Below are 21,079 nucleotides of genomic sequence, written 5' to 3'. Positions count from 1 at the left end.
AATGAATGAACTTACTAAATTTGAGTTAAAAAAAATAATTAAAAGAAGAAGCTCAATAATGGCTATAGCTATGGTATTTTTAGTATGCATAATAAATTTAGTTTTCTCAATATCAGGAGAGTCTTATGGTAGTGATTTAACAGGAAACTTAAAAAAAGGAATATCTGCTATAACTAAAAAAAGAGAAGAAGTTAATAATTTAAATGGGAATTTAACTGAAAAAAGAATATCTGATGTAATAAATATATATAACAGTTTACAAAAAAGCTCTAAAAATACGGGTGATTTCGATGGGTTAAATGAAGAAGAATACTATACTCATTGGCAAAAATATAAAGATATAGATAGTTTAATTGATAGATCATATGGACAGTCCCTATTATTAGGAGTAGATGCTTCTGCAAATTTAAAATCAAAAGATGGAATAAAATTTTACTCAAATAGAGAAAAACAAGTCTTAAATTATATAGAACATGAATCTTCATATGAATATACAAATAAAGAAAAAGATAAAATTATAAAAACTACAAATAAGATGGACACACCACTATACTATAATTATACTGATGGTTGGTTTAAATTAATTTGGGATATGAGTTTAATTTCCATAGTGATAATAATATGCGCCAGTATATGTATTTCATCGATATTCTCATCAGAATGCGAAAATCAGATAGATGGTATTATACTATCAACAAAGTATGGAAAAGATAAGCTAATAAAATCAAAGTTTAAAGCAGCTTTTATATTTACAACTATATTTTATTTCATATCCATAGGGTTTGCAGCATTTATAAGACTTTTTATATATGGCTTTGAAGGATGGAACTGTAAAATACAGAGTGTATCTACTTATTGGCACTCAATGTACAATATTAATTTTTTACAGGCGTTTTTATTGTCTGTAGTATTTGGATATATAGGGTGCTTAGTTGCTACATCTATAGCCATGTTTATATCATCAAAGTTAAAAAACTCATTTACAGTTATAATTATGACACTAGGACTATTATTTGTTCCTAGATTTATAAACATGGGAACTATGCCTAAATTTATAGATTATATAATAGATTTATTTCCTATAAATATTGCAAATATTAACAATACCTTAGGATATTATAAATTTTATGATATTTTTGGAGTTTTAGTTATTCAGCCTTGGATTATGATGATAGTATCTGTTATTTTAATCATAACCCTATTATTTTTTACAGATAAAGCATGTAAAAATCATGAAGTTGAATAAATAAATTGCAAAATAAAAATCCAATAGATAATACATCTATTGGATTTTTTTATTTATACATATCATACATATATAAATGTAAGGAAACAAGAAATATAAAACTAAGTTAGAATACTAAGCACATAGTAGTAATACTATAAATACTACCAAAATAATTAAGACAAAATGATATAATGGTTATTAGATAAGAAAATTTGTCAAAATAAGTAAATAGGGGGTATTATGAAATCAATTTTAAGAAAAAGTGTCTTATGTATTTTAATGTTAGGTTTAGTAGGATGTAATGCAAATAATTCAAGTGTTAAATTAAGGGATTTAAAAACACCAGAAGAAGTAAACAAAGTATACGAAGCAAATAAAGAAAAATTAGATAATGAAGAAAAACTTCAGGATTTAAATATAAAATCTTTTGATGAAGTGGCTAAATATGCTAACAAATCAAAAGAAATAACTTCAGATTTGAAAAAAACAGAAAATAAATTAAATACTATTGATAAATTAGTAGCTTTAGATGATTTATATGGCAATACGTCAAAAGATATTAAACAAGAAGCAATGAACTATTTAATTGATCAGTACAAAAGTGAAAAGCTTGCAGATGAGTTGGAAGATAATTATTACTTGGCATCCTATATTGTTAGTAAATCAGATCCTGACAATGCTGATATATATGATATAGCTAAGGTTATGAAGGATTACATAAAAGATACAATGATACTAGTTAATAATGAGTACGATCAAAACGACAAAGGAAGTTTGCTAAAGTCATTAAATGACAATAAGAAAAAACTAGATGAAAATATGAATGTAACAACAAAGATTTATACTGATAGTAAGGGGAAAAAGAAAAGTAATTAATAGATAAGAAAAATAACCAGCTTAAATTATTAGGCTGGATATTTATTTGCCTAAATAGGACTATTTATGATATTAAATGTTATTTTTATTGAAAAAATGTACAAAAAATACAAATTACGACAAATTTAGAAAATAATATATGATATTATACTCTTCGGGTTATTAAAGTTGTAACATTTTGGGTAGAAAATTAATATAAAGATTTACAACTTTATTTTTAAGTAATTTATCAAGAAAGGAAGATGTATATGCAATCAACAGATTCAGGCGTAGTTTTCTGTACGGAGTGTGGTAAAGAAAATCAATCTACAAGTTCATTTTGCAATGGTTGTGGGAAGCCTCTAAAAAAAGTAGAACTTAACAAAAATAATTCACAAGGGGGAAGTTCTGGAAGCAATTATTCGGAAAATGATTATAGCGAAGAAGAAATGAACACATTTATTTCAAAGAATCAAATGTTCTATTTAGGAAAATTTGAGCAAATTAAAATGACTGGAGATAAAAAAACTTGGAACTGGTCAGCATTTTTAGCAGGTACTTATTGGCTGCTATATAGAAAAATGTACGTTCAAGGTTTATTATACTTTTTAGCAAGTTTACTATTATCATTTGTTCCTGTTATAGGATGGATATTGGATATATGCATTTGGATAGGTTTAGGTACTTTTGCCAATTCACTATACTTAGATCATATAAATAAGAAATTCCAAGAAATTAATTGTGCAGATAGTAGTTATAGACAGTCATTGATAAGCAAAAATGGTGGTACTAATATGGTTCTTCCACTAGTATTATTCTTAATACCAGCGATTTTAGCAATTATATTAGTATTCTTATCTGTAGTTATGTTTGGCTCAATGTTTGGGGCAATGTCTTATTATTATTAAAATGAAATCAAAAGGACATTGGATTTAAGGTTCAATGTCCTTTTTAATTTATGTTGAAAAAATTAAAAATATTTGAGAGGGCGGAAATTATGAGGTGCAATAAATGCAACACAGAAGTAAGCAACAATGAAAAATACTGCTATAAATGTGGTAACAAAATAGAAGATACAACCTTTAGCCATATAGGCACAGAGGTATCCAAAAACTCTAAAAAAGCAACATCATTTCTTAAAGAAAAAAGCGAAAAAATTATGAACAAAGCTAAAAATTTAAGCAAACTACAAAAAATTCTAATACTTTCAATTTCAGTACTGTTTATTGTAGGAATAACAGTTGTATCAATACCACAAACTCAAGAAAAAGTAATAAATCAATTTGAGGAAGCAATAATAAATGACAATCCATCTAAACTAAAAAAAATAATGATTTCCAGTGACAAAAGATTAAATATAACAGAAGAAAACTTAGGACTAATAATAGAATATTACAAAGAGAATCCTTCAAATTTAAACAATGATATTCAATACTTAAGAGAAATGTATTCAGTGGAAGATAGTACAAATGATAATAATCCATTTAGTATAGTAAAAAAGAAAGTATTGTTTAAAGAAAAATGTTATATAGGTATAAACCCTAGATATATACAATTAGAATCCACATATCAAGATGCAAAAATTGATTTATATAATGGTGAAAAGTTAATAGAAGAAGATTTAAAAGGTGGAGAAGTAGGTCCACTTTTACCAGGAAAATATAAGTTAGTTATATCATGTGACAATGATTTTGAAAAAACAAAGGCATCTAAAGAAATAGATCTTTTCTATGGAGAATTAACAAACTACATAAACATGGAAGGAACTATTAACAACAATAAAATAAATAGTGATGAACCAGATGCTATCATCTACATAAACGACAAAAGTACAGATAAAACAGTTAGACAAATTAGTACAATATCAGGACTAAAAGATGGAGACACTGTATATGGTATTTTAAAATATAAAGGAAAGAGCATAAAAAGTAATGTGGTACAAATTGATGGAAGTTCAGATATATACTTAAACTACGAGTATACTAAGCCACCATCATCAGAGGAAGTAAAAGACTCTGTTTTTACATTAATTTATGACTATTTATATTACTTTGCAGATGCAGTGAACTACAATGATTTTTCATATATAGAAGACTTACTTAGCGTAGGTAGCAATTTATATAATGAGCAAAAAAATAATGTACCTAAGTTCTATGAAAAAGGTATAAGTGAAAGATATGTTAATCATGAAATAATTGACTTTAATTATAATGAAGATGAGGGAAAAGGTAGTATAACTGTAAAAGAAGTATATGAAATAACAAAAGGTGATGAGCAAAAGGAAAAAATATTTAATAATAAATACGAATTTATATTTAATGACATAGATAAAACCTATAAGTTAACTAAGTTAGAAATGGTTGAATAATAAAAAATATATAGCAAAGTATGTAGCAAAATATAATGCATATTTAAAATAATTAATAAAGCAAAATAGGGGGAAAATTTATGAAAAAAAGGGTTATATTATTTTTAATTTCGGCGCTAATGATTTTATTTGTTGGATGTGGCAAAGAAGAAGTAAAAGAAGCAGCACAACCTGAAAATTTTATGGGGGAAAAATTAAACAATAAGTACCTGTATTACACTGTTTCAGATGATAAATGGGATAATAAAGAATATGCCTATGGCGTAGAAAGAACATTTATTTTTGCATTTAATAATGAGAAAGCCTCACTTTATTCCATAAGCAAAGATAAAGAAGAATGTTTACAATTAGCAGATACAAAATTAAGTGAAGATGGCTATAAAGTTGATTATACTTTTAAATCTGAATCAGAAGATGAATATAAGTTAAAGGTATTATTAAATAAAGAGAATGAAAATGAAATAAGGTTTACACTAAATGATCCTAATAATAAAAATCATTTAATAAAAGAGAATTTATTAAGTAAGGAAGAATGTGAAGACAAAATTAAATCAACAATAAACGAAGTTGAGCTAGATAATATGTTAGCTACAAACTTTAAAGAAGTTTCAAACTTAGATTTAGATAAAATAAAATCTGACATAAATAAGGCAAGAGAAAAACTTTATGAGCAAACAAAAGAAAACAAAGACGAGATACATTATGTTTACTCACCAAGTGGAAGTTATTGCGAAGAAGATGAAGAGTTTAAATTACAAAATTATGTATTTGTAGGAGTGTACTTAGATGAAAATGGTGAAATGCTTACTATAAATGATTTTGCCTACTTAGTAGATGCCGATGACTTTACTTTGTATAAATATTCTCCTAGTGGAAGTGAAAAAAGAGTAAAATATGAAAAGCAACCAGAGGAAAGCACAAGTTATGATAATGAAGCTTCAAGTAAGAAGGGCAAATATTCTAAAGATGAAATAAATAAAATACTTGAAAAGGGCGATGATGAACAAGCATGTATAATTGATGGGCCTGTTTATTATAAGGATGAATGGTGTTATTTAGTATCATATTTGGTAAATCCTCAAACTTATCGCATGGGTGAATATTATATAGGTAGCAATACTTTAGATAAATACACTTATGAAGAAGTAAACAAATAGGAAATAAAAATTTATCATATAATCTGGTAATTTGATTAGGGAATTTTAATGAAAATATAAAAATATTGACAATATAAATAAAGAATGCTTACTATATAGTTAAGAAAATAGAACATAGTGTATAGTTTTGAAACTATTGAAAAAGTCATGAAGACCTTAGGGGATTCATGACTTTTTTTGTTTAAAAAAGGGGGAAATTCAATGAGTAGTGTTTATTGGGAAGAAAAGTGGAAAGAAAAATTTAGAGAAAGAAAAGCTAAAATTAAAGCTAATCCCAAAATAGATTATTGGGATAAAAGAGCAAAAGATTTTTCGAAAATGAGAAAAAGTAATGATTACGATTTTGGTAGAAAAGTTCAACAAGCCCTCAATGATATTATCACATCTGAATCTTCAGTTCTAGATATTGGAGCGGGTCCAGGATCATTTGTAATACCTTTTGCAAAAAAAGCAAAATGGGTTACAGCGTTAGAGCCATCTAAAGAAATGATTAAAATATTACAAGAAAATGCCAAGGAAAAAGAAATTTCTAATTTTGACATAATAGAAAATGTATTGGAAGATGTGCCAAGTGAATCAATAAAAAATAAATACGACTTAGTAACAGTATCATTAGTTTTATGGATGTTTGAAGATGTATGGCCTGAAATTTTAAAAATGGAGGAAATCTCGAAAAAATATTGTGCCATAATAGCGAGTATTCCAACTGATGGAAAATCATACGACAAAATAAAGGAAAGTATTGGTGTAAGAAAAAATAAAGTGGATTTTGATGAATTTCAAGTGCTTTTCAATTTGTTATTTGCAAAAGGAAGATGTCCAAATGTTACTATGATTGACTATAGATGTGAACGCTCCATAGAAGACGAGATAAGCTGTCAAAAAATCATGACGGAAGAGTATGATGAAAAAGTAACTCCAGAAATAGAAGAAAAAATTCGTGAAGCAGTTGAAAAAAATGCAATAGATGGAAAATGTTTGGTGAGTTCAAAATCTGCTGTTATATGGTGGAATAAAGAAAACATAATTTAATAATAGGGGGATAAAGATGAAGAAAAAGAGATGTAAAATACTTTCAATAGTTTTATCAATGATGATGATAAGTATGAGTCTATTAAGTGGATGTGGTTCTACAAATAGTAATAATAAAGAAAATAGCAATTCTAGTAAAAAAATAGAAATAACGGATTTGGCAGGTCGTAAAGTTACTTTTGATAAGGTAGCAAAAAAAGCGGTAGTTCAGTGGAGTGGTTCGGGAGGAGGCTTTATGACCATATCGGCACTAGCAGGCAAAGATGTAAGCAATATAATCGTTGGTATGGATGCAGGATTAAAAAATTATAGATTAGATATGTGGAATCAGTTTAAAAAAGATATTCCAGAGTTGGAGAAAATTCCTGATATAGGAAGTATAGATGATGATACATTTAACACAGAGCTAGCCATTTCTCAAGGTGCAGAGGTAGCATTTTTCCCAATGGATTTAAAGAAAACAGCACAGCAAAGTGTACAACCTAAACTAGAAGCAGCAGGAATACAAGTAGTATACACAGATTATCATTCTGAAGATTTAGAAAAACATAAACAAACAATATCTATTATGGGGAAAATATTAGGGTATGAAGATAGAGCAAGTGAAATAATAGATTATTACAATAAAAAAGTAACAGCGGTATATGACCGTATTGATAAAATCAAGTCTAAAAAACCAAGTGTGTACATAGAAGTTGGAATGGGTGGCCCAAAAGAATATGGAAACTCTTTTGGAGACTATTCATGGGGAATGTTAGCTAAAAAATGTGGTGCAGATTTAATAACTGATGGAGTAATAAAAGAAGCAGAACCAATAAATCCAGAATTACTTTTAACAAAAGATCCAGACATAATCATGATAACAGGATCATATTGGCCAGAAAAAAGTAACTCTATGCGATTAGGATTTGATGCAAATGAAAAAGATTCACAAGAATTGTTAAAAGCTTTTACTAAAAGGGATGGGTGGTCTAATTTAAAAGCTGTGAAAAATAAAGAAGTTTACTCAATGCACCATGCTATTAGCAGAGAAGTGTATGACTGTGCAGTAATAGAGTATCTGGCAAAAACATTCTATCCAGATGAATTTAAAGATACAGATCCAAAAGCTACATTAAAAGAATTCTATGAAAAATTCTTACCATATGAATTTGGAGGATTATGGTTTACAAAATTAAAATAAGAGGAAAATATTAATGGAATTAAAAGTGGAGAAGTTTGAATATAGAAAGGAAAGTAAAAAGAAAGTAATATTTTTAGCTTTGGGAATTACTATATGCTTTATAAGTTTTATAACAGACATATTAGTAGGACCAGCTATGTTATCTTTAAAAGATGTAATTTTATCTTTGATTCATTCACCAGATGTGGCACAAAATACAAATGTTATAATTTGGACACTAAGACTACCAACAGCATTGATGGCACTAATTGTAGGAGCGTCACTGGGCATTGCAGGAGCGGGTATGCAGACCATACTAGATAATCCACTAGCAAGTCCTTATACTTTAGGAATTTCTGCTGGAGCTGGATTTGGGGCATCATTAGCAATTGTAACAGGATTAGGTACACTAAAGTTTTTGGGTGACTTTATGGTTCCTGTGAGTGCTTTTGTATTTTCATCTATTGCTAGTTTATTAATATATTTAATTAGCAAAGCAAAAAAATTCACATCAGAAACAATGGTACTTGCAGGTATAGGTTTATTATTTTTATTTCAAGCATTACAGTCACTTATGCAATATGTAGCATCACCTGAAGCCTTACAAAATATTGTATTTTGGACATTAGGAAGTCTTACAAAAGCTAATTGGAGCAATATACCTGTTGTGTTTGTTGTTTTCATTATAATATTTCCAATTATGATAAAAGAATCTTGGAAACTTACAGCCTTAAAGTTAGGAGATGAAAAAGCAGCAGGACTTGGAGTAAATGTTGAAAGACTTAGGTTTAAGTCATTTATAACAATTTCTATAATAACATCTGTAGCAGTATCATTTGTTGGAACTATAGGTTTTATTGGAATTGTAGGACCACATATATCTAGAATACTAGTTGGAGAAGATCAAAGATTTTTCTTACCTATGTCAGCCATATGTGGAGCTGGCATATTATCACTAGCATCAATAGGTAGTAAAATAATAAAATCAGGTGCAATATTCCCAATAGGTATAGTTACAGCAATAATAGGTGTACCATTTTTCTTTTCTCTTATACTAACTAAGAAAAGAGGTTATTTTTAATGATAAATGTGGAGAATCTAAGTTTTAGATATAAAGATAAATATGTATTAAATAATATAAATTTTACTGCACAGACTGGAAAAGTAACAGCAATAATCGGTGCTAATGGAACAGGTAAATCAACATTGCTAAAAAATATAACGGGCAGCCTAAAAGGTAATGGCAATATTTTATTAAATAATAAGCCTATAAATGAATATAAAAATGATGAGTTTACAAAAATAATAAGTTATCTTTCACAAAATAATGATTGTAGAGCTGTATTAAATGTATTTGAAGTTATTTTGCTAGGAAGAATGAACTCTTTATCTTTTAAGGTGTCAGACAAAGATATTGAAAAAGTTCATGAAGTAATGAAACAATTAGGCATAGAAGAATTTGCATCTAGAAATATAGGAGAACTTAGTGGAGGTCAAAGACAGCTAGTATTTATAGCACAAGCATTAGTAAAAGAACCAGATATTTTAATACTAGACGAGCCCACTAGTGCATTGGATTTGAATCATCAATTTGAAATGTTAGAACTTTTGAAAGAATTAACTGAAAAAAATAATTTTACCACATTAATTACCCTTCATCACTTGGATTTAGCAGCACGTTTTGCAGACGAAATAATTGTGATAAATGATGGAAGTTTATATGACAGTGGTCATCCTAAAAAAATTTTCACAGAAAAAATGATCAAAGATGTATATCATGTTAAATCAAGGATTTATATGGATGATAACGACGTACCTCATGTAATACCATTAAGTTCAATAGGAAAAATGAAAAAGATTATATAGGTTAATCTTTCTATAATTTCCAAAATAAATAAATTTTCTGACTCTTACCTAATTTTTATATTTTTCTAAATAATGTAAAATATTAGAATTTTATGATTGTTAAAATATATATAAAATAAGTAAAAAATATATATAAAAAAATATTAATACTATTGGAAAACATTTTCGAAGGTGATATAATTTGTTCGCGACAATAAATAAAAGAAAGAAGGGCAAAATAATTATGTTAAAAGCAATTTTAGGGGCAATAGCAGTAATTTCAGCAGGATTTTCAACAGTCTATGTAAATGACTTTAGAAAAAACAGAAATGCAGCTAACAATGGTATTTTTAAGAAAAGTTTAATCATAGGATTTATAACAGATTTCCTAGATGCAATTGGGGTAGGATCATTTGCAACAACAACAGCAATTTTAAAATTTGACAAGAAGGTTAACGTGCCTGATAAATTATTACCAGGAACATTAAACGTAGCTCATGCACTACCAATGGTAGCACAAGCACTTATGTCATTAACAGCAATAGAAATCGATATATTTACATTAATATGTATGATAGTTGCTGCAGTAGTAGGTTCTTGGATAGGAGCAGGAGTAATATCTAAATTACCAGAAAAGAAAGTTCAGTTAACTATGGGAGTAGCTTTATTTGCAACAGCAGGATTACTAGTAGCAAAACAATTAGGAGTAATGCCAGCAGGTGGAGATGCAATAGGACTTGAAGGAAGTAAATTAATAATAGGTGTTGTAGGTAACTTTGTACTTGGAGCATTAATGACTGCAGGTATAGGATTATATGCACCATGTATGGCAATGGTTGCACTTCTTGGAATGAATCCAAAGGCAGCATTCCCAATAATGATGGGATCATGTGCATTTGTTGGACCAATAGCTTGTACTAAGTTCGTTAAAGAAGGAGCTTATGTAAGAGAAGTATCTATGGGTATAACTCTAGGTGGTATAGTAGGTTCAGTACTTGCAATATTATTTGTTACTAATCTTCCAGTATACTGGTTAAACTGGTTAGTAGTTGTAGTAGTACTTTACACAGCAGTTACTATGTTCAAATCAGCAGTTAAAAAAGATGATGAAAATAAACTTGAAAATCAAGCAAGTTAAATAAATGGAAAGCCAATAACTAAAATTAAATTTTAGTTATTGGCTTTTTTACATGTTAGGAGATTATATTGCACTCAAACATATGGAAAACTTGTGTATAATAGTGATATGAGTAAGTATGTGAGAAAATATTCCTTGGAATGGGCAGAAATTAGCCCAATATATTAAATAAAGTGATTTCAGGAGAAATATGATGTTAAAAGAATTAGAGAAATGAGTATTGGGCAAAAACTATATGACTATGAATGTAATTCATGTGGATTTGAAAAAGGAGTAGCTGAATTTCTTATTGAAGAATTTAGAGAAGATATAATATTTGGTTTTGGAGCGGTAGCTTCGTTAGAAGATGAATCAATGCCAGAATTAGTTTGCCCAAACTGTGGTAGTAAATTTGAATACAAAAAAACTGACGACCGTTAGGTGTCAGTTTTTTTGTATTAAGAAAGTATTTATTTTTTGTAAGGAAACTTCCATAAAGCAGGTGTAAATATAGATATAGCAACTGCCTCTTCATCACCCTTATTTTCTACAATATGAGGTATGTTTCCTTTGATTATAGTGGAGTCACCTTGCATAAGCTCGACAGTCTCATCTCCAGTATGAATAATCAGATTACCTTTCTCAACCATTATAATCTCTTCACTTTCATGAACTACAGGTATATCTCCATCCTTACTATTAGCATTTAATTTAAATCTAATCACAAGGGATTTTGGTATAAAATTCTCGTCAGGCATAGGAGTAAGGCAATGGTACTCTATAGTAGATTTTGGTTGCTTCATTATAAGAATATTATCTTTTCTTATAGTAAGGTCATTATTATTTTTTTCTACTTCCATAAGTAAATAAGTTGGTATATCTAAAGCGGCTGATATTTTCCTAAGTGAAGATAGTGATGGGTCTACTAAATTTCTTTCAACTTGTGATATATATCCAATAGATAAACCTGTTGAATCTGCCATTTCTTGTATAGTTATACTCTTGTTTTTTCTAAAATTTCTGATTTTTTCTCCAAGCATTATTACTCCTCTTATCTAAGCTATTCATTTTAATTTTTATATTAAGATGTAATGCTTATAACTAAAACTTCACTTTAATTTTAACATAAAACCTATGTTAATAAAACAATAATAATTCTATTATTTATATATATACTTAAAATCATAGTTTATTTTTTATAAATATGAAAAAAACGGGTGGGTATATAGAAAAATATAGTTATAAAGGATGATTTATAGGTGTTATGATAGTATTTATATATAAAATTTTTATATTTGTAAAAAAATATAACATTTTTATTGAAATAATAAAAAAACTAGAGTAATATTATACTAACAAATATTAAAAAATTCTGACAAATAAAAATTGTATTTGACATGAATTTTTATAAAATATTTACAAAATAAAGAAAATATTTTAGCATGTGTAAACATGGGGAGGGAAAATAATGAAAATAGTTGATATTAAAATCGAAAAATTACGTATTGATTTAAAGGAACCTTTTAAAATTGCATTTGCAGTGCAAGATTATGCTGATAATGTGATAGTAAAAATAGTTACAGATGAAGGCTATTACGGTTTAGGTGAAGCAGCACCTTTTGCTCCTGTAACAGGAGAAACAGTTGACGGAGTAGTTAACACATTAAAAATGTTTAGAAGTGGTTTAATAGGTATGGATCCTTTAAATATAGAAGGAATACATGTTTTAATGGACAGATTAATAGTTGGAAACACTGCAGCAAAAGCAGCTATAGATATAGCACTTTATGATATAAAAGGTAAAGTAATGGGACAACCTCTTTATAAAGTTCTTGGTGGATATGATAATAAAATCCAAACAGATATGACAATAGGTATAGATACTCCTGAAAATATGGCTTTAAAAGCTAAAAAGAGTGTAATAGAAGATGGCTTTAGAATATTAAAAGTTAAAGCAGGAATAAATCCTAGTGATGATGTTAAAGCGCTTCAATTAATAAGACAAGCTGTTGGTAATGATATACGTTTACGTGTAGATGCAAATCAAGGATACTGTGTAAATGATGCAATAGCTGTTCTTAAAGAATTTGAAAAAGTTGGAGTAGAAGCTGTAGAACAATGTTTACCATATTGGAATTTAGCTGATTCAAGAAGAATAAGAGATAATGTTAACCTTAAAGTTATGTTAGATGAAACTATTAAATCACCAATGGATGCAGCAAAAGCTTGTAAAATAGATGCAGCAGATATATTAAATATTAAACTTATGAAATCTGGTGGACTTTATAATGCATTAAAAATAAATGCTATAGCTGAAGCTAATGATGTTAGATGTATGGTTGGTTGTATGCTTGAAACAAAAATAGCTATAACAGCTGGAGCAAGTTTAGTAGCAGCCAAGAAAAACATAACAGAAGCTGATTGTGATAGTTTCATGTATTGTGTAGATCCTGATAATGGAATGAAGGGTGGATTTGAAAGAGACAAAGACATCTTTACATTATTAGATAAGCCAGGATTAGGAATTGAATTTGATTTTTAATTTATGAATTAAATTCAGAATATTACAAATATAAAAAAGGATAAAAATATTAAATATAACAACGAGGGGGAGTAAAATGAAGACACTTTTTGACACACCAGATTTTTTACTGTTAATAATGTTTTTAACAGTAGCGATGGGATTTTGGCTACAAAGAGTTAAAATGTTTAAATCTTTAGGTCCAGCATTAACAGTTATAGTATTAGGTATAGTACTTTCAAATTTTAAAATAGTACCAGTGAATCATGAGGTATATGGAATTATATCAGGGTATTGTGTACCACTTTCAATATGTATTTGTTTACTTAGTTTAGATTTAAAAGAAATGAGAAAACTTTCTAAACAACCTATAATAGCACTTTGTTCAGCTGTATTTTCAGTTTGTGTAATGGCATTTATATTTGGTTTAGTTTTCGGAGGGAAAATAGATGAAGGATGGAAAGTTGCTGGGATGTTCGTAGGAACATATACAGGAGGTAGTTCAAACCTTACAGCTATAGCAGTAGGACTTGATGCAGCTCGTGAAACAATAGCAGCAGCAAATGCAGCAGACTATGTAATAGGTATACCAACTTTAATATTCATGTTTGCAGCACCAGCGATTTTAAGAAACTCTAAATTCTTTAATAAAATATGGCCTTATCACCATACACCAGAGGAGCTTGAAGGTAATGGAGATCATACAGAACTTATGGCTTCTAAAGAGTGGAGTATACAAGATATAGCTTGGATGCTTGCTATAGGATTTACAGTAGTTGCAATAGCTACACAACTTGCAGGAATGTTCTTCAGTGAAGGATTCAGAAGTGCAGGAAGAGTAATACTAATAACAACTATATCTATAATAGTAGCTCAATTCCCACAAGTTAAAAAACTTAGAGGAAACTTTGACTTAGGATTATACATAGCGTTATTATTCTTAGTAACTATAGGATTTGCAGTTGATTTACAACAATTCTTTGGATCAACTTTATATATAACTATATTCTGTTTCTGTGTTGTTGCAGGATGTACTTTATTACATTTAATAATAACTCGTTTATTTAAAGTTAAATATGAGTTTGTTTTACTATCAATAGTTGGTGCTATATCAGATGGACCAACAGCAGCTTTAGTAGCATCAAGTGCGCAGTGGAAAGGTCTTATAAATATAGGTCTTTTGATGGGAGTACTAGCTGGAGCTTGCGGTAACTATGCGGGTATTACAGTAGCTTATCTTATTAAAGGTGCTTTAGGAATGTAATATATTAAATTATAATAGAGTATGTAAGAAATAGTAAATATTAAAAAGGCTGTCGTTAATTTAACTACGATAGTCTTTTAATATAATAAGTATTATATATTAGGGAGGTATAAAATGAGACAATATAAACTATATTCATCGGGAATAGTATATGCACATGTGTATTTTAAAGGGAATCAAGTATTTGTTGAATCTTTAGATGTTTTTACAAATACCTTTTCACAAAAAGAGGAATTAACTGAAGAAAAAAATCAAGAATATGTTGCTTTATGCAAAATAGATTTTTTAGAACTAGCTAAGAAAATAGATTATTATGAAGAATGCTTTGTAAGTGAACAAGAGAAAATAGTAACAAAATTTGATGAGGAATATGAATTAGCATCAAAGGGATATTATATACAAAGAAAAATTAAATTCCCTCAAAATATTTTAATGGAAGATAAAGAACTAGTTGGAGTACTATGTCCTAATCGTGAATATGCTTCTGCTTTAATAAAAGAAGGATATGAAGACAAAACATTTTTATCTCAGTGGAAAGAAATAAAAGAGCCTATTCATCCAGTAAAATATGAAGGTATGTTTGATATAGTAACTCGTGATGGAGTAAAATTATCAACAGATGTATTTTTACCAGCTGATATTACTGAAAATATTCCTGCTATACTTGTTAGAACTCCTTATGGAAAAGAATTAAATAATCAAATGTATTTTAGATTTGTTCAAAGAGGGTACGCAGTTGTAATACAAGATGTTAGAGGAAGAAACTTAAGTGAAGGTGAATGGATTCCAAACTATTTTGAAGTTGAAGATGGAGACGATACTATAACATGGATTGCTAATAGACCATGGAGTAGTAAAAAAGTAGGTATGATTGGTGGTTCATATTTAGGATATGTGCAATGGGCAGCATCAGCTAGTGGAAATCCATACCTTAGTGCTATGGTAAGTATAGTTTGTGCTGGCAGTTCTTTTGTTGATTTACCAAGACGAGGTGGAGCATTTACTTCTGGAATGTTAGCATGGGCATTTGCCGTATCTCAGCAAAAATTCAAACCAGAACTAATGGAAAGAGATGACTGGGAAGAAGTATTAAATATCAGACCTTTAAATAAAATACCAGAGCAAGCTTTAGGATATAAAATAGGATTTTTAGATAAATGGTTAGAACAAAAAGATTATAATGAGTTTTGGCATATGTCAAATTGGCATCAAAGAAGTCAAAAAAGAGAAATACCTGCTTTAATAATGTCAGGATGGTTTGATGATAATGGAATGGGAACTACAGAAGCTTTAGATATAGTGAAAGACTTCCCACAAGGTAAGCGTAAAGTAATACTTGGGCCATGGCAACATAGTGGAAACTCAAGATATGATTTACATGGAGTAGACTTTGGAAGTAATGCTCTTAGATTTGATTTAGATTTAAACTTCTTAAAGTGGTTTGATTTACATTTAAAAGGAATCCAAAATGGAATAGATAAAACAGAGCCAGTAGAATATTACACAGTTGGTTCAAATGAATGGAAAAGTGCTAAAAATTGGCCTGTACCAGAAGCCAATAAAGTAGAAATATACTTAAGTAGTGAAGGTAATGCTAATACATCTGATGGAAATGGAAAGCTTGTATTTGAAAATGTGGAAAAAGAAGGTGTGGATGCTTACGATTATGATCCTAAAAATCCTTCTACTCATATTATAGATATGAGTGAAAATGAAATAGAAGTTCCAGAAGATTACACAGAAGAAGAAAAAAGACAAGATATATTATGCTATACGACAGATACTCTTGAAGAAGATTTTACTATAACAGGAGATATAGAAGTAGAACTTTATATATCTTCTGATGCTGTAGACACAGACTTTGTAGTTAGAGTTACAGATGTTGATGAAAATGGAAAATCTATAAAATTAGCTGATGGACTTATTTCAGCTAAATATAGAGATGGTTTTTCACAGCCTAAGTATTTAGAAAAAGATGAAGTATATAAGATAAATATATTAACTACAAAAATATCTAATAGGTTTAAAAAGGGTCATAAGATAAGATTTACTGTAACATCAAGTGCTAAAAACTTTATATTCCCAAATAGTAATACAAAAGATGGATATAACAGTGAAGTTACAGTAATAGCAAATAATAAAGTGCATCATGGTAGAAAATATCCTTCTAAAATAGTTGTTAGAAAAGAAAATTAAACTAGATACATAAGTATTTAATTAGAAATCCCAAGTTCAAAAATAGCTTGGGATTTTTTTATTTATATTAACTATAAGATATAGTCTCTTACATAACCATAATTTTCATAATTGTCAAAAATGGCAATTTCAGAATCAAATTTCACGTAAATAGGTGTATCAAGTAAAAAATCGTGTTCATTTAATAATTCTTTATCTCCATAAAAAATAGCTTGAAGAGCAAAAGGTAGATGATATTTAAAAGCACCGTACTTCATTGATGCAGCAAAATAATCAGAATCTCCAACATAAGCATAAAAAATCAATATATATGAGTTATAACCATATCTTTTATATTTTCCCAAAAGTTCATCTCTCAGTTCTTCATTTATGGCAGAATAATTGTACTCAGGACCAATATCTAAAAAGAGCATACCTGTAGTATCTGAATGAGTAAGGGTGTATTTTCTGCCTTCAATTGGGCCCAAGGGTGTCATAGGTGGGATAAATGTGGTTTCTAGTTTGTTTGGGTCAAATTCCATATAATCACCAACTTTCAAAAATTAATATTACTCTATCATATAAGGAAAATAAGACAAAGGTTACAGTTTTTCGGTCTTATCAGGTATTTGTCTTATATTTGCTTTTCAAGTATACAATCCTAAAGATTAACCTTAAAATAAGAAAAAATATATAATAGAAGTATAAATATTAAAAAATTTTCTGATAAAAAATACAGTTGATAATTAAAAAAAAAGGGGGAGTATGAAATGTCAGAAGTTCTTTTAGAAGTAAGCAGAGGTCCATTGGTGGAAAATATCCATAGAGGTGATGTGGCAGTAGTAGGAAAAGATGGAAAACTTAAATACTACAAAGGAGATCCTTACAAAGTCGCATATTTACGTTCATCACTAAAGCCAGTTCAAGCTATTAATGTGTTTTTAAGTGGAGCCAATGAAAAATACAATTTTGAAGATGAAGAAATAGCAATTATGTGCGCATCTCACTATGGACAAGATATACACAAAAAAGTCATAGACAAAATACTTGAGAAAATAGGACTAACACAAGAAAACCTTCTTTGTAGAGGAGGATATTCTTTAAATGAAGACTATAAAACATTTCAAATAGCTAATCATATTCACTTAATTCCAGCCAATTCTGATTGCTCAGGAAAACACAGTGGAATGCTTGCATCTTGCTTAGCAAAAGGATATGACATAGAAAATTATAACTCAATAAACCACCCCCTACAAAAAGATATAAAAAAACTTGTAGCTGAATTTTGTGAAATAGATGAAGATAAAATTTTAATAGGTGTGGATGGATGCGGCGTTCCTGTTCACGGCATGCCTCTTTACAATGCTGCTCTAGCTTTTGCCAAATTTACTCATACTGATGATTTACAAATAGATGTTAAAAATGCTTGTGATAGAATTTTCAAATCCATGAACAATGCACCAGAGATGGTTGCTGGTATAGATGGATTTTGTACAGAATTAATAAAAAATACCAATGGAAAACTTATAGGAAAGCTGGGAGCTGATGGTGTTTATTGTGTGGCTGTAAATGGTGTAGATATGGGTATTGCCATAAAAATAGAAGATGGAAATTACACAAGGGCCCTAGCTCCTGTTGTTATGAGATGTTTGGAGGATCTTGATGTGCTAACTTTGGAAGAGATGAAGGCTTTGGAAAGATTTAGAGGAGAAGATTTGAAAAATAGTCTGGGAAATACTATAGGTCAAGTTAGATCAGTTTTTCATTTGGATAAAGTGTAAAATAGGATATATAATTTGTGGAAGTAAATAAGTAAGATTTGTTTTGAAAGGCAAGGGTGTATCGAAAAAGATACACCCTTGGTTTTTCCATAAAATAGGATTCTTATAAAATTGGAATTATATTAATCTTTAGTATATAATTGGTATATATTTCAAAATTGAATAATCATACTGGAGGAAAGAGAGTGAAAAATTTTATTTAGCCAACATTTAAACTATATAGAAAAATTAATAATTAACGTATATATATAAAGAGGTAGTGAATAGTTTTTTATTCAAAGCACCAAGCTAAAAAACTCAAATATTAAATTTAAAACTATTTTAGAAAGGTACTATTTATGAAAATTAAAAAAATACTTAAGAATGTGTTGGTATGTATCCTATGTGTAACTATAGGAATATTTATAGGAACAATCAGCAAAATGTTAATTAAAAATATGTTTAGTAAAGCAAACTCATCATCAGTAAGTGTGGTAGAGCATTTTGTTCAAGCAACTTACAACAAAGACAAAAGCACAATGATAAAATGCCTAAGCCCGGATTTGAACGATGTTGACAAATTGAAGAAATTTAAAGAAAAGGGAAGCAAAATAGCATCAGATATACTAACTATATATGAAAATCATCTTTACTACAAAAAAAATCCACCAAAAGATCTTTCAGAAGATGATATGGATGCTCATAATTCATCTATGAAAAAAATAGAGAAGGGTAACTTTGTTGAAGCTTATGTTGATTTTCTTATAAATAATATGGACTCTAAAGGAAAAGACATAAAAGAAGAATCCATAAGTGTAAAACCCTTAGTTGATGAGAAATATTATGAAGGAAAAAATGCAGACAAAGACTATTTAGAAATGAAATTTTCCATAACTCTTAATAATAATGGTGACATATCAAAAGAAGATGAAAAAATAGTAATTCAAAGCAAAGAAGAAAAATATTACATAGTTGATATGGATATTTAGCAATTGACAGTGGGGGTAAAAGGTGAGAGATAGAAGAAGATTAGCACAAAACAATAAATCAAATACTACGCGTCAAAGAAGAAGGCGAAGATATAAAAGTACTAAAAGTAAAAAAAGAATAAAAGAAAAGAAAAACATTATAGAGAATCTACGTAACAAAATAAAAAATAAAAACATACCATGGAACTTAGTAATAATAAGTCTCTTTATAGGCCTGGAAATAGGAATTTTTACTGATTTTAGTATAAAAAATTTAATTGAAGATGTAAGTAAATATAAAATATCCATAGTAAAAGAAGATGACCAGTCACAAGAACAAGAAGCTGCTAAAGAAACAAAGTCAGACAAAATTAATAAAGCAAAGAAATCAATCATAAATTCCTGTGGAAAAGAGTTTAAAGACGTGGAGTACAAGGGAGATGGTGATCACCCAACTAAAATAAAGGGAGAGTACTATATTTTTAAGATGGGTAAAGATAAAACAGGCAATATGATGTTTTACGTTGATAAAAATACATATGAAGTTTTTGAGTACTCTGTTGATGGGTACTTTGGGAAGTATAGAAAAGAAAGGTATACTCCTTTTGAGAATGAAAATAAATAGATTACAGCCGAAGACAAAGATATAATCAGAGTCTTCGGTATTTTTATTTGGAAAATATTAAGAAAAATTTAAATCAAAGAAAGATTAGGCAATAAAAAAATAGCGTAAATTTATATAATAAACAAATATTAAAGTTAATGTGTAATAACTTTTAGTTCTTTAATAAATATATGTTTATGGTTTATAAATTTACAAGTAATATTGCGAAGTATATTGTTTAGGATAATAGTATCTGTTACCATGAAAATATAAATAGAAAGGGAGGATGGTATGAGATTCGAATTGATATTTCAACTTAAAAATAAGACTTTTCCAGTAGACTATAGACGAGTTATTTTAAGTTACATAAAAAAATCATTACAAGATATGTCTGATGGGAAATATTATGAAAAATATTTCAAAGATACAATACAAAAAGATTTTAGCTTTTCTGTGCAATTTCCAAAAATGAAATTTACAAAAGAAAATATAGAATTAGAAGAAGATAAAATAAAGGTACTATTTACAACTGATAATACTAAAAAAACAGGATTGTTACTTCAACAATCATTTATAAAACAAAAATACAAAGACTTCAACATACCTAATAATAATTCAATGACACTAATTAACATCAATCAAAAAAGAGAACAGAAAATCACTAATTCAAAGGTAATATTTAAAACTTATGGATTATGTGTAAGAGATCATAACAAGGAAAGTAATAAAGACACTCACTATACATATCAAGATGAAAGATTCAATGAACAACTAAAAATAGTTTTAGCTAATGAAGCGAAAAAAGCAGGATTTAGTCAATCGTTAATAGATAATTTGAAATTTATACCGTTAAACTGTAAAAAAGTTTTAATAAAGCATTATGGTGTTTATGTTGACACCACAGTAGGCACATTTTTCTTAGAAGGTCATCCATCTCTTCTACAATACTTCTATAATGTAGGTTTAGGTAGTCGTAGAGCAATGTTTGGGTATTTAGATTTAGTTACACAAGACTTATAAGAG

General features: G+C 28.6%; 20 protein-coding genes. 18 read left to right on the top strand and 2 right to left on the bottom strand.

The features are described 5' to 3' along the window. Position 1: 1 nt before the first annotated feature. From TEGL_RS10640 to TEGL_RS10590, 11 genes are all read left to right on the top strand, one after another. On the top strand, positions 2–1,246 hold the full coding sequence (locus tag TEGL_RS10640; protein ID WP_018590768.1) for an ABC transporter permease: 1,245 nt from the start codon (positions 2–4) through the stop codon (positions 1,244–1,246). A 222-nt stretch (positions 1,247–1,468) separates the two neighbouring features. Next, positions 1,469–2,104: a hypothetical protein gene (locus TEGL_RS10635; RefSeq protein ID WP_018590769.1), complete on the top strand. Its 636-nt coding sequence runs from the start codon at positions 1,469–1,471 to the stop codon at positions 2,102–2,104. Between the two features lie 248 nt (positions 2,105–2,352). After that, a complete protein-coding gene (locus TEGL_RS10630; protein WP_018590770.1) occupies positions 2,353–2,991 on the top strand; it encodes a zinc-ribbon domain-containing protein in 639 nt (212 codons plus the stop codon). 89 nt (positions 2,992–3,080) lie between these two features. Continuing rightward, complete coding sequence (locus TEGL_RS10625) at positions 3,081–4,451, top strand: TcaA NTF2-like domain-containing protein (RefSeq protein WP_018590771.1); 1,371 nt, start codon at positions 3,081–3,083, stop codon at positions 4,449–4,451. Positions 4,452–4,531: 80 nt separating this feature from the next. Next, entirely contained in the window at positions 4,532–5,608 is a 1,077-nt protein-coding gene (locus tag TEGL_RS10620) for a hypothetical protein (RefSeq protein WP_018590772.1), read from the top strand. A gap of 201 nt (positions 5,609–5,809) precedes the next feature. After that, on the top strand, positions 5,810–6,640 hold the full coding sequence (locus tag TEGL_RS10615) for a class I SAM-dependent methyltransferase (protein ID WP_018590773.1): 831 nt from the start codon (positions 5,810–5,812) through the stop codon (positions 6,638–6,640). A 16-nt stretch (positions 6,641–6,656) separates the two neighbouring features. Beyond that, entirely contained in the window at positions 6,657–7,823 is a 1,167-nt protein-coding gene (locus TEGL_RS10610) for an ABC transporter substrate-binding protein (RefSeq protein WP_018590774.1), read from the top strand. Between the two features lie 13 nt (positions 7,824–7,836). Then, positions 7,837–8,883 (top strand): FecCD family ABC transporter permease, encoded by a 1,047-nt coding sequence (locus TEGL_RS10605; RefSeq protein WP_018590775.1) that lies wholly within the window; start codon positions 7,837–7,839, stop codon positions 8,881–8,883. Then, complete coding sequence (locus tag TEGL_RS10600) at positions 8,883–9,668, top strand: ABC transporter ATP-binding protein (protein WP_018590776.1); 786 nt, start codon at positions 8,883–8,885, stop codon at positions 9,666–9,668. The genes TEGL_RS10605 and TEGL_RS10600 overlap by 1 nt, the downstream gene beginning before the upstream one ends. A 223-nt stretch (positions 9,669–9,891) precedes the next feature. Then, positions 9,892–10,785: a sulfite exporter TauE/SafE family protein gene (locus tag TEGL_RS10595; RefSeq protein ID WP_018590777.1), complete on the top strand. Its 894-nt coding sequence runs from the start codon at positions 9,892–9,894 to the stop codon at positions 10,783–10,785. A gap of 213 nt (positions 10,786–10,998) precedes the next feature. Further along, entirely contained in the window at positions 10,999–11,205 is a 207-nt protein-coding gene (locus TEGL_RS10590; protein WP_018590778.1) for a hypothetical protein, read from the top strand. A gap of 29 nt (positions 11,206–11,234) precedes the next feature. On the opposite strand, the gene TEGL_RS10585 is transcribed toward TEGL_RS10590, so the two are convergent. Continuing rightward, positions 11,235–11,804: a helix-turn-helix domain-containing protein gene (locus TEGL_RS10585; RefSeq protein ID WP_018590779.1), complete on the bottom strand. Its 570-nt coding sequence runs from the start codon at positions 11,802–11,804 to the stop codon at positions 11,235–11,237. A 428-nt stretch (positions 11,805–12,232) separates the two neighbouring features. Here TEGL_RS10585 and TEGL_RS10580 point away from each other — a divergent pair, with 428 nt between their 5' ends. The 3 genes from TEGL_RS10580 (at position 12,233) to TEGL_RS10570 (ending at position 16,745) form a co-directional block, all read left to right on the top strand. Beyond that, positions 12,233–13,306 (top strand): mandelate racemase/muconate lactonizing enzyme family protein, encoded by a 1,074-nt coding sequence (locus TEGL_RS10580; RefSeq protein ID WP_018590780.1) that lies wholly within the window; start codon positions 12,233–12,235, stop codon positions 13,304–13,306. Positions 13,307–13,382: 76 nt separating this feature from the next. After that, entirely contained in the window at positions 13,383–14,549 is a 1,167-nt protein-coding gene (locus TEGL_RS10575; RefSeq protein ID WP_018590781.1) for a DUF819 domain-containing protein, read from the top strand. A 114-nt stretch (positions 14,550–14,663) separates the two neighbouring features. Continuing rightward, on the top strand, positions 14,664–16,745 hold the full coding sequence (locus TEGL_RS10570) for a CocE/NonD family hydrolase (RefSeq protein ID WP_018590782.1): 2,082 nt from the start codon (positions 14,664–14,666) through the stop codon (positions 16,743–16,745). A gap of 71 nt (positions 16,746–16,816) precedes the next feature. Here TEGL_RS10570 and TEGL_RS10565 read toward each other — a convergent pair whose 3' ends face one another. Then, positions 16,817–17,266 carry a staygreen family protein gene (locus TEGL_RS10565; RefSeq protein WP_018590783.1) on the bottom strand — a complete coding sequence of 150 codons (450 nt, stop codon included), beginning with the start codon at positions 17,264–17,266 and terminating at the stop codon, positions 16,817–16,819. A gap of 228 nt (positions 17,267–17,494) precedes the next feature. Between TEGL_RS10565 and TEGL_RS10560 the strand changes: the two genes are divergently transcribed. The 4 genes from TEGL_RS10560 (at position 17,495) to cas6 (ending at position 21,076) form a co-directional block, all read left to right on the top strand. Next, a complete protein-coding gene (locus TEGL_RS10560) occupies positions 17,495–18,505 on the top strand; it encodes an asparaginase (RefSeq protein ID WP_018590784.1) in 1,011 nt (336 codons plus the stop codon). Positions 18,506–18,843: 338 nt separating this feature from the next. Beyond that, a complete protein-coding gene (locus TEGL_RS10555) occupies positions 18,844–19,473 on the top strand; it encodes a hypothetical protein (RefSeq protein WP_018590785.1) in 630 nt (209 codons plus the stop codon). Between the two features lie 22 nt (positions 19,474–19,495). Then, positions 19,496–20,077, top strand: coding sequence for a hypothetical protein (locus TEGL_RS10550; protein ID WP_018590786.1), 582 nt, complete (start codon positions 19,496–19,498; stop codon positions 20,075–20,077). Between the two features lie 270 nt (positions 20,078–20,347). After that, a complete protein-coding gene (cas6, locus tag TEGL_RS10545) occupies positions 20,348–21,076 on the top strand; it encodes a CRISPR-associated endoribonuclease Cas6 (protein WP_018590787.1) in 729 nt (242 codons plus the stop codon). Positions 21,077–21,079 lie beyond the last annotated feature (3 nt).

Origin of the sequence: Terrisporobacter glycolicus ATCC 14880 = DSM 1288 (assembly GCF_036812735.1) — a bacterium.
GTDB lineage: Bacteria > Bacillota > Clostridia > Peptostreptococcales > Peptostreptococcaceae > Terrisporobacter > Terrisporobacter glycolicus.
Note: the sequence above shows the minus strand (reverse complement) of the source record. Positions and strands in the feature narration are given on the sequence as shown.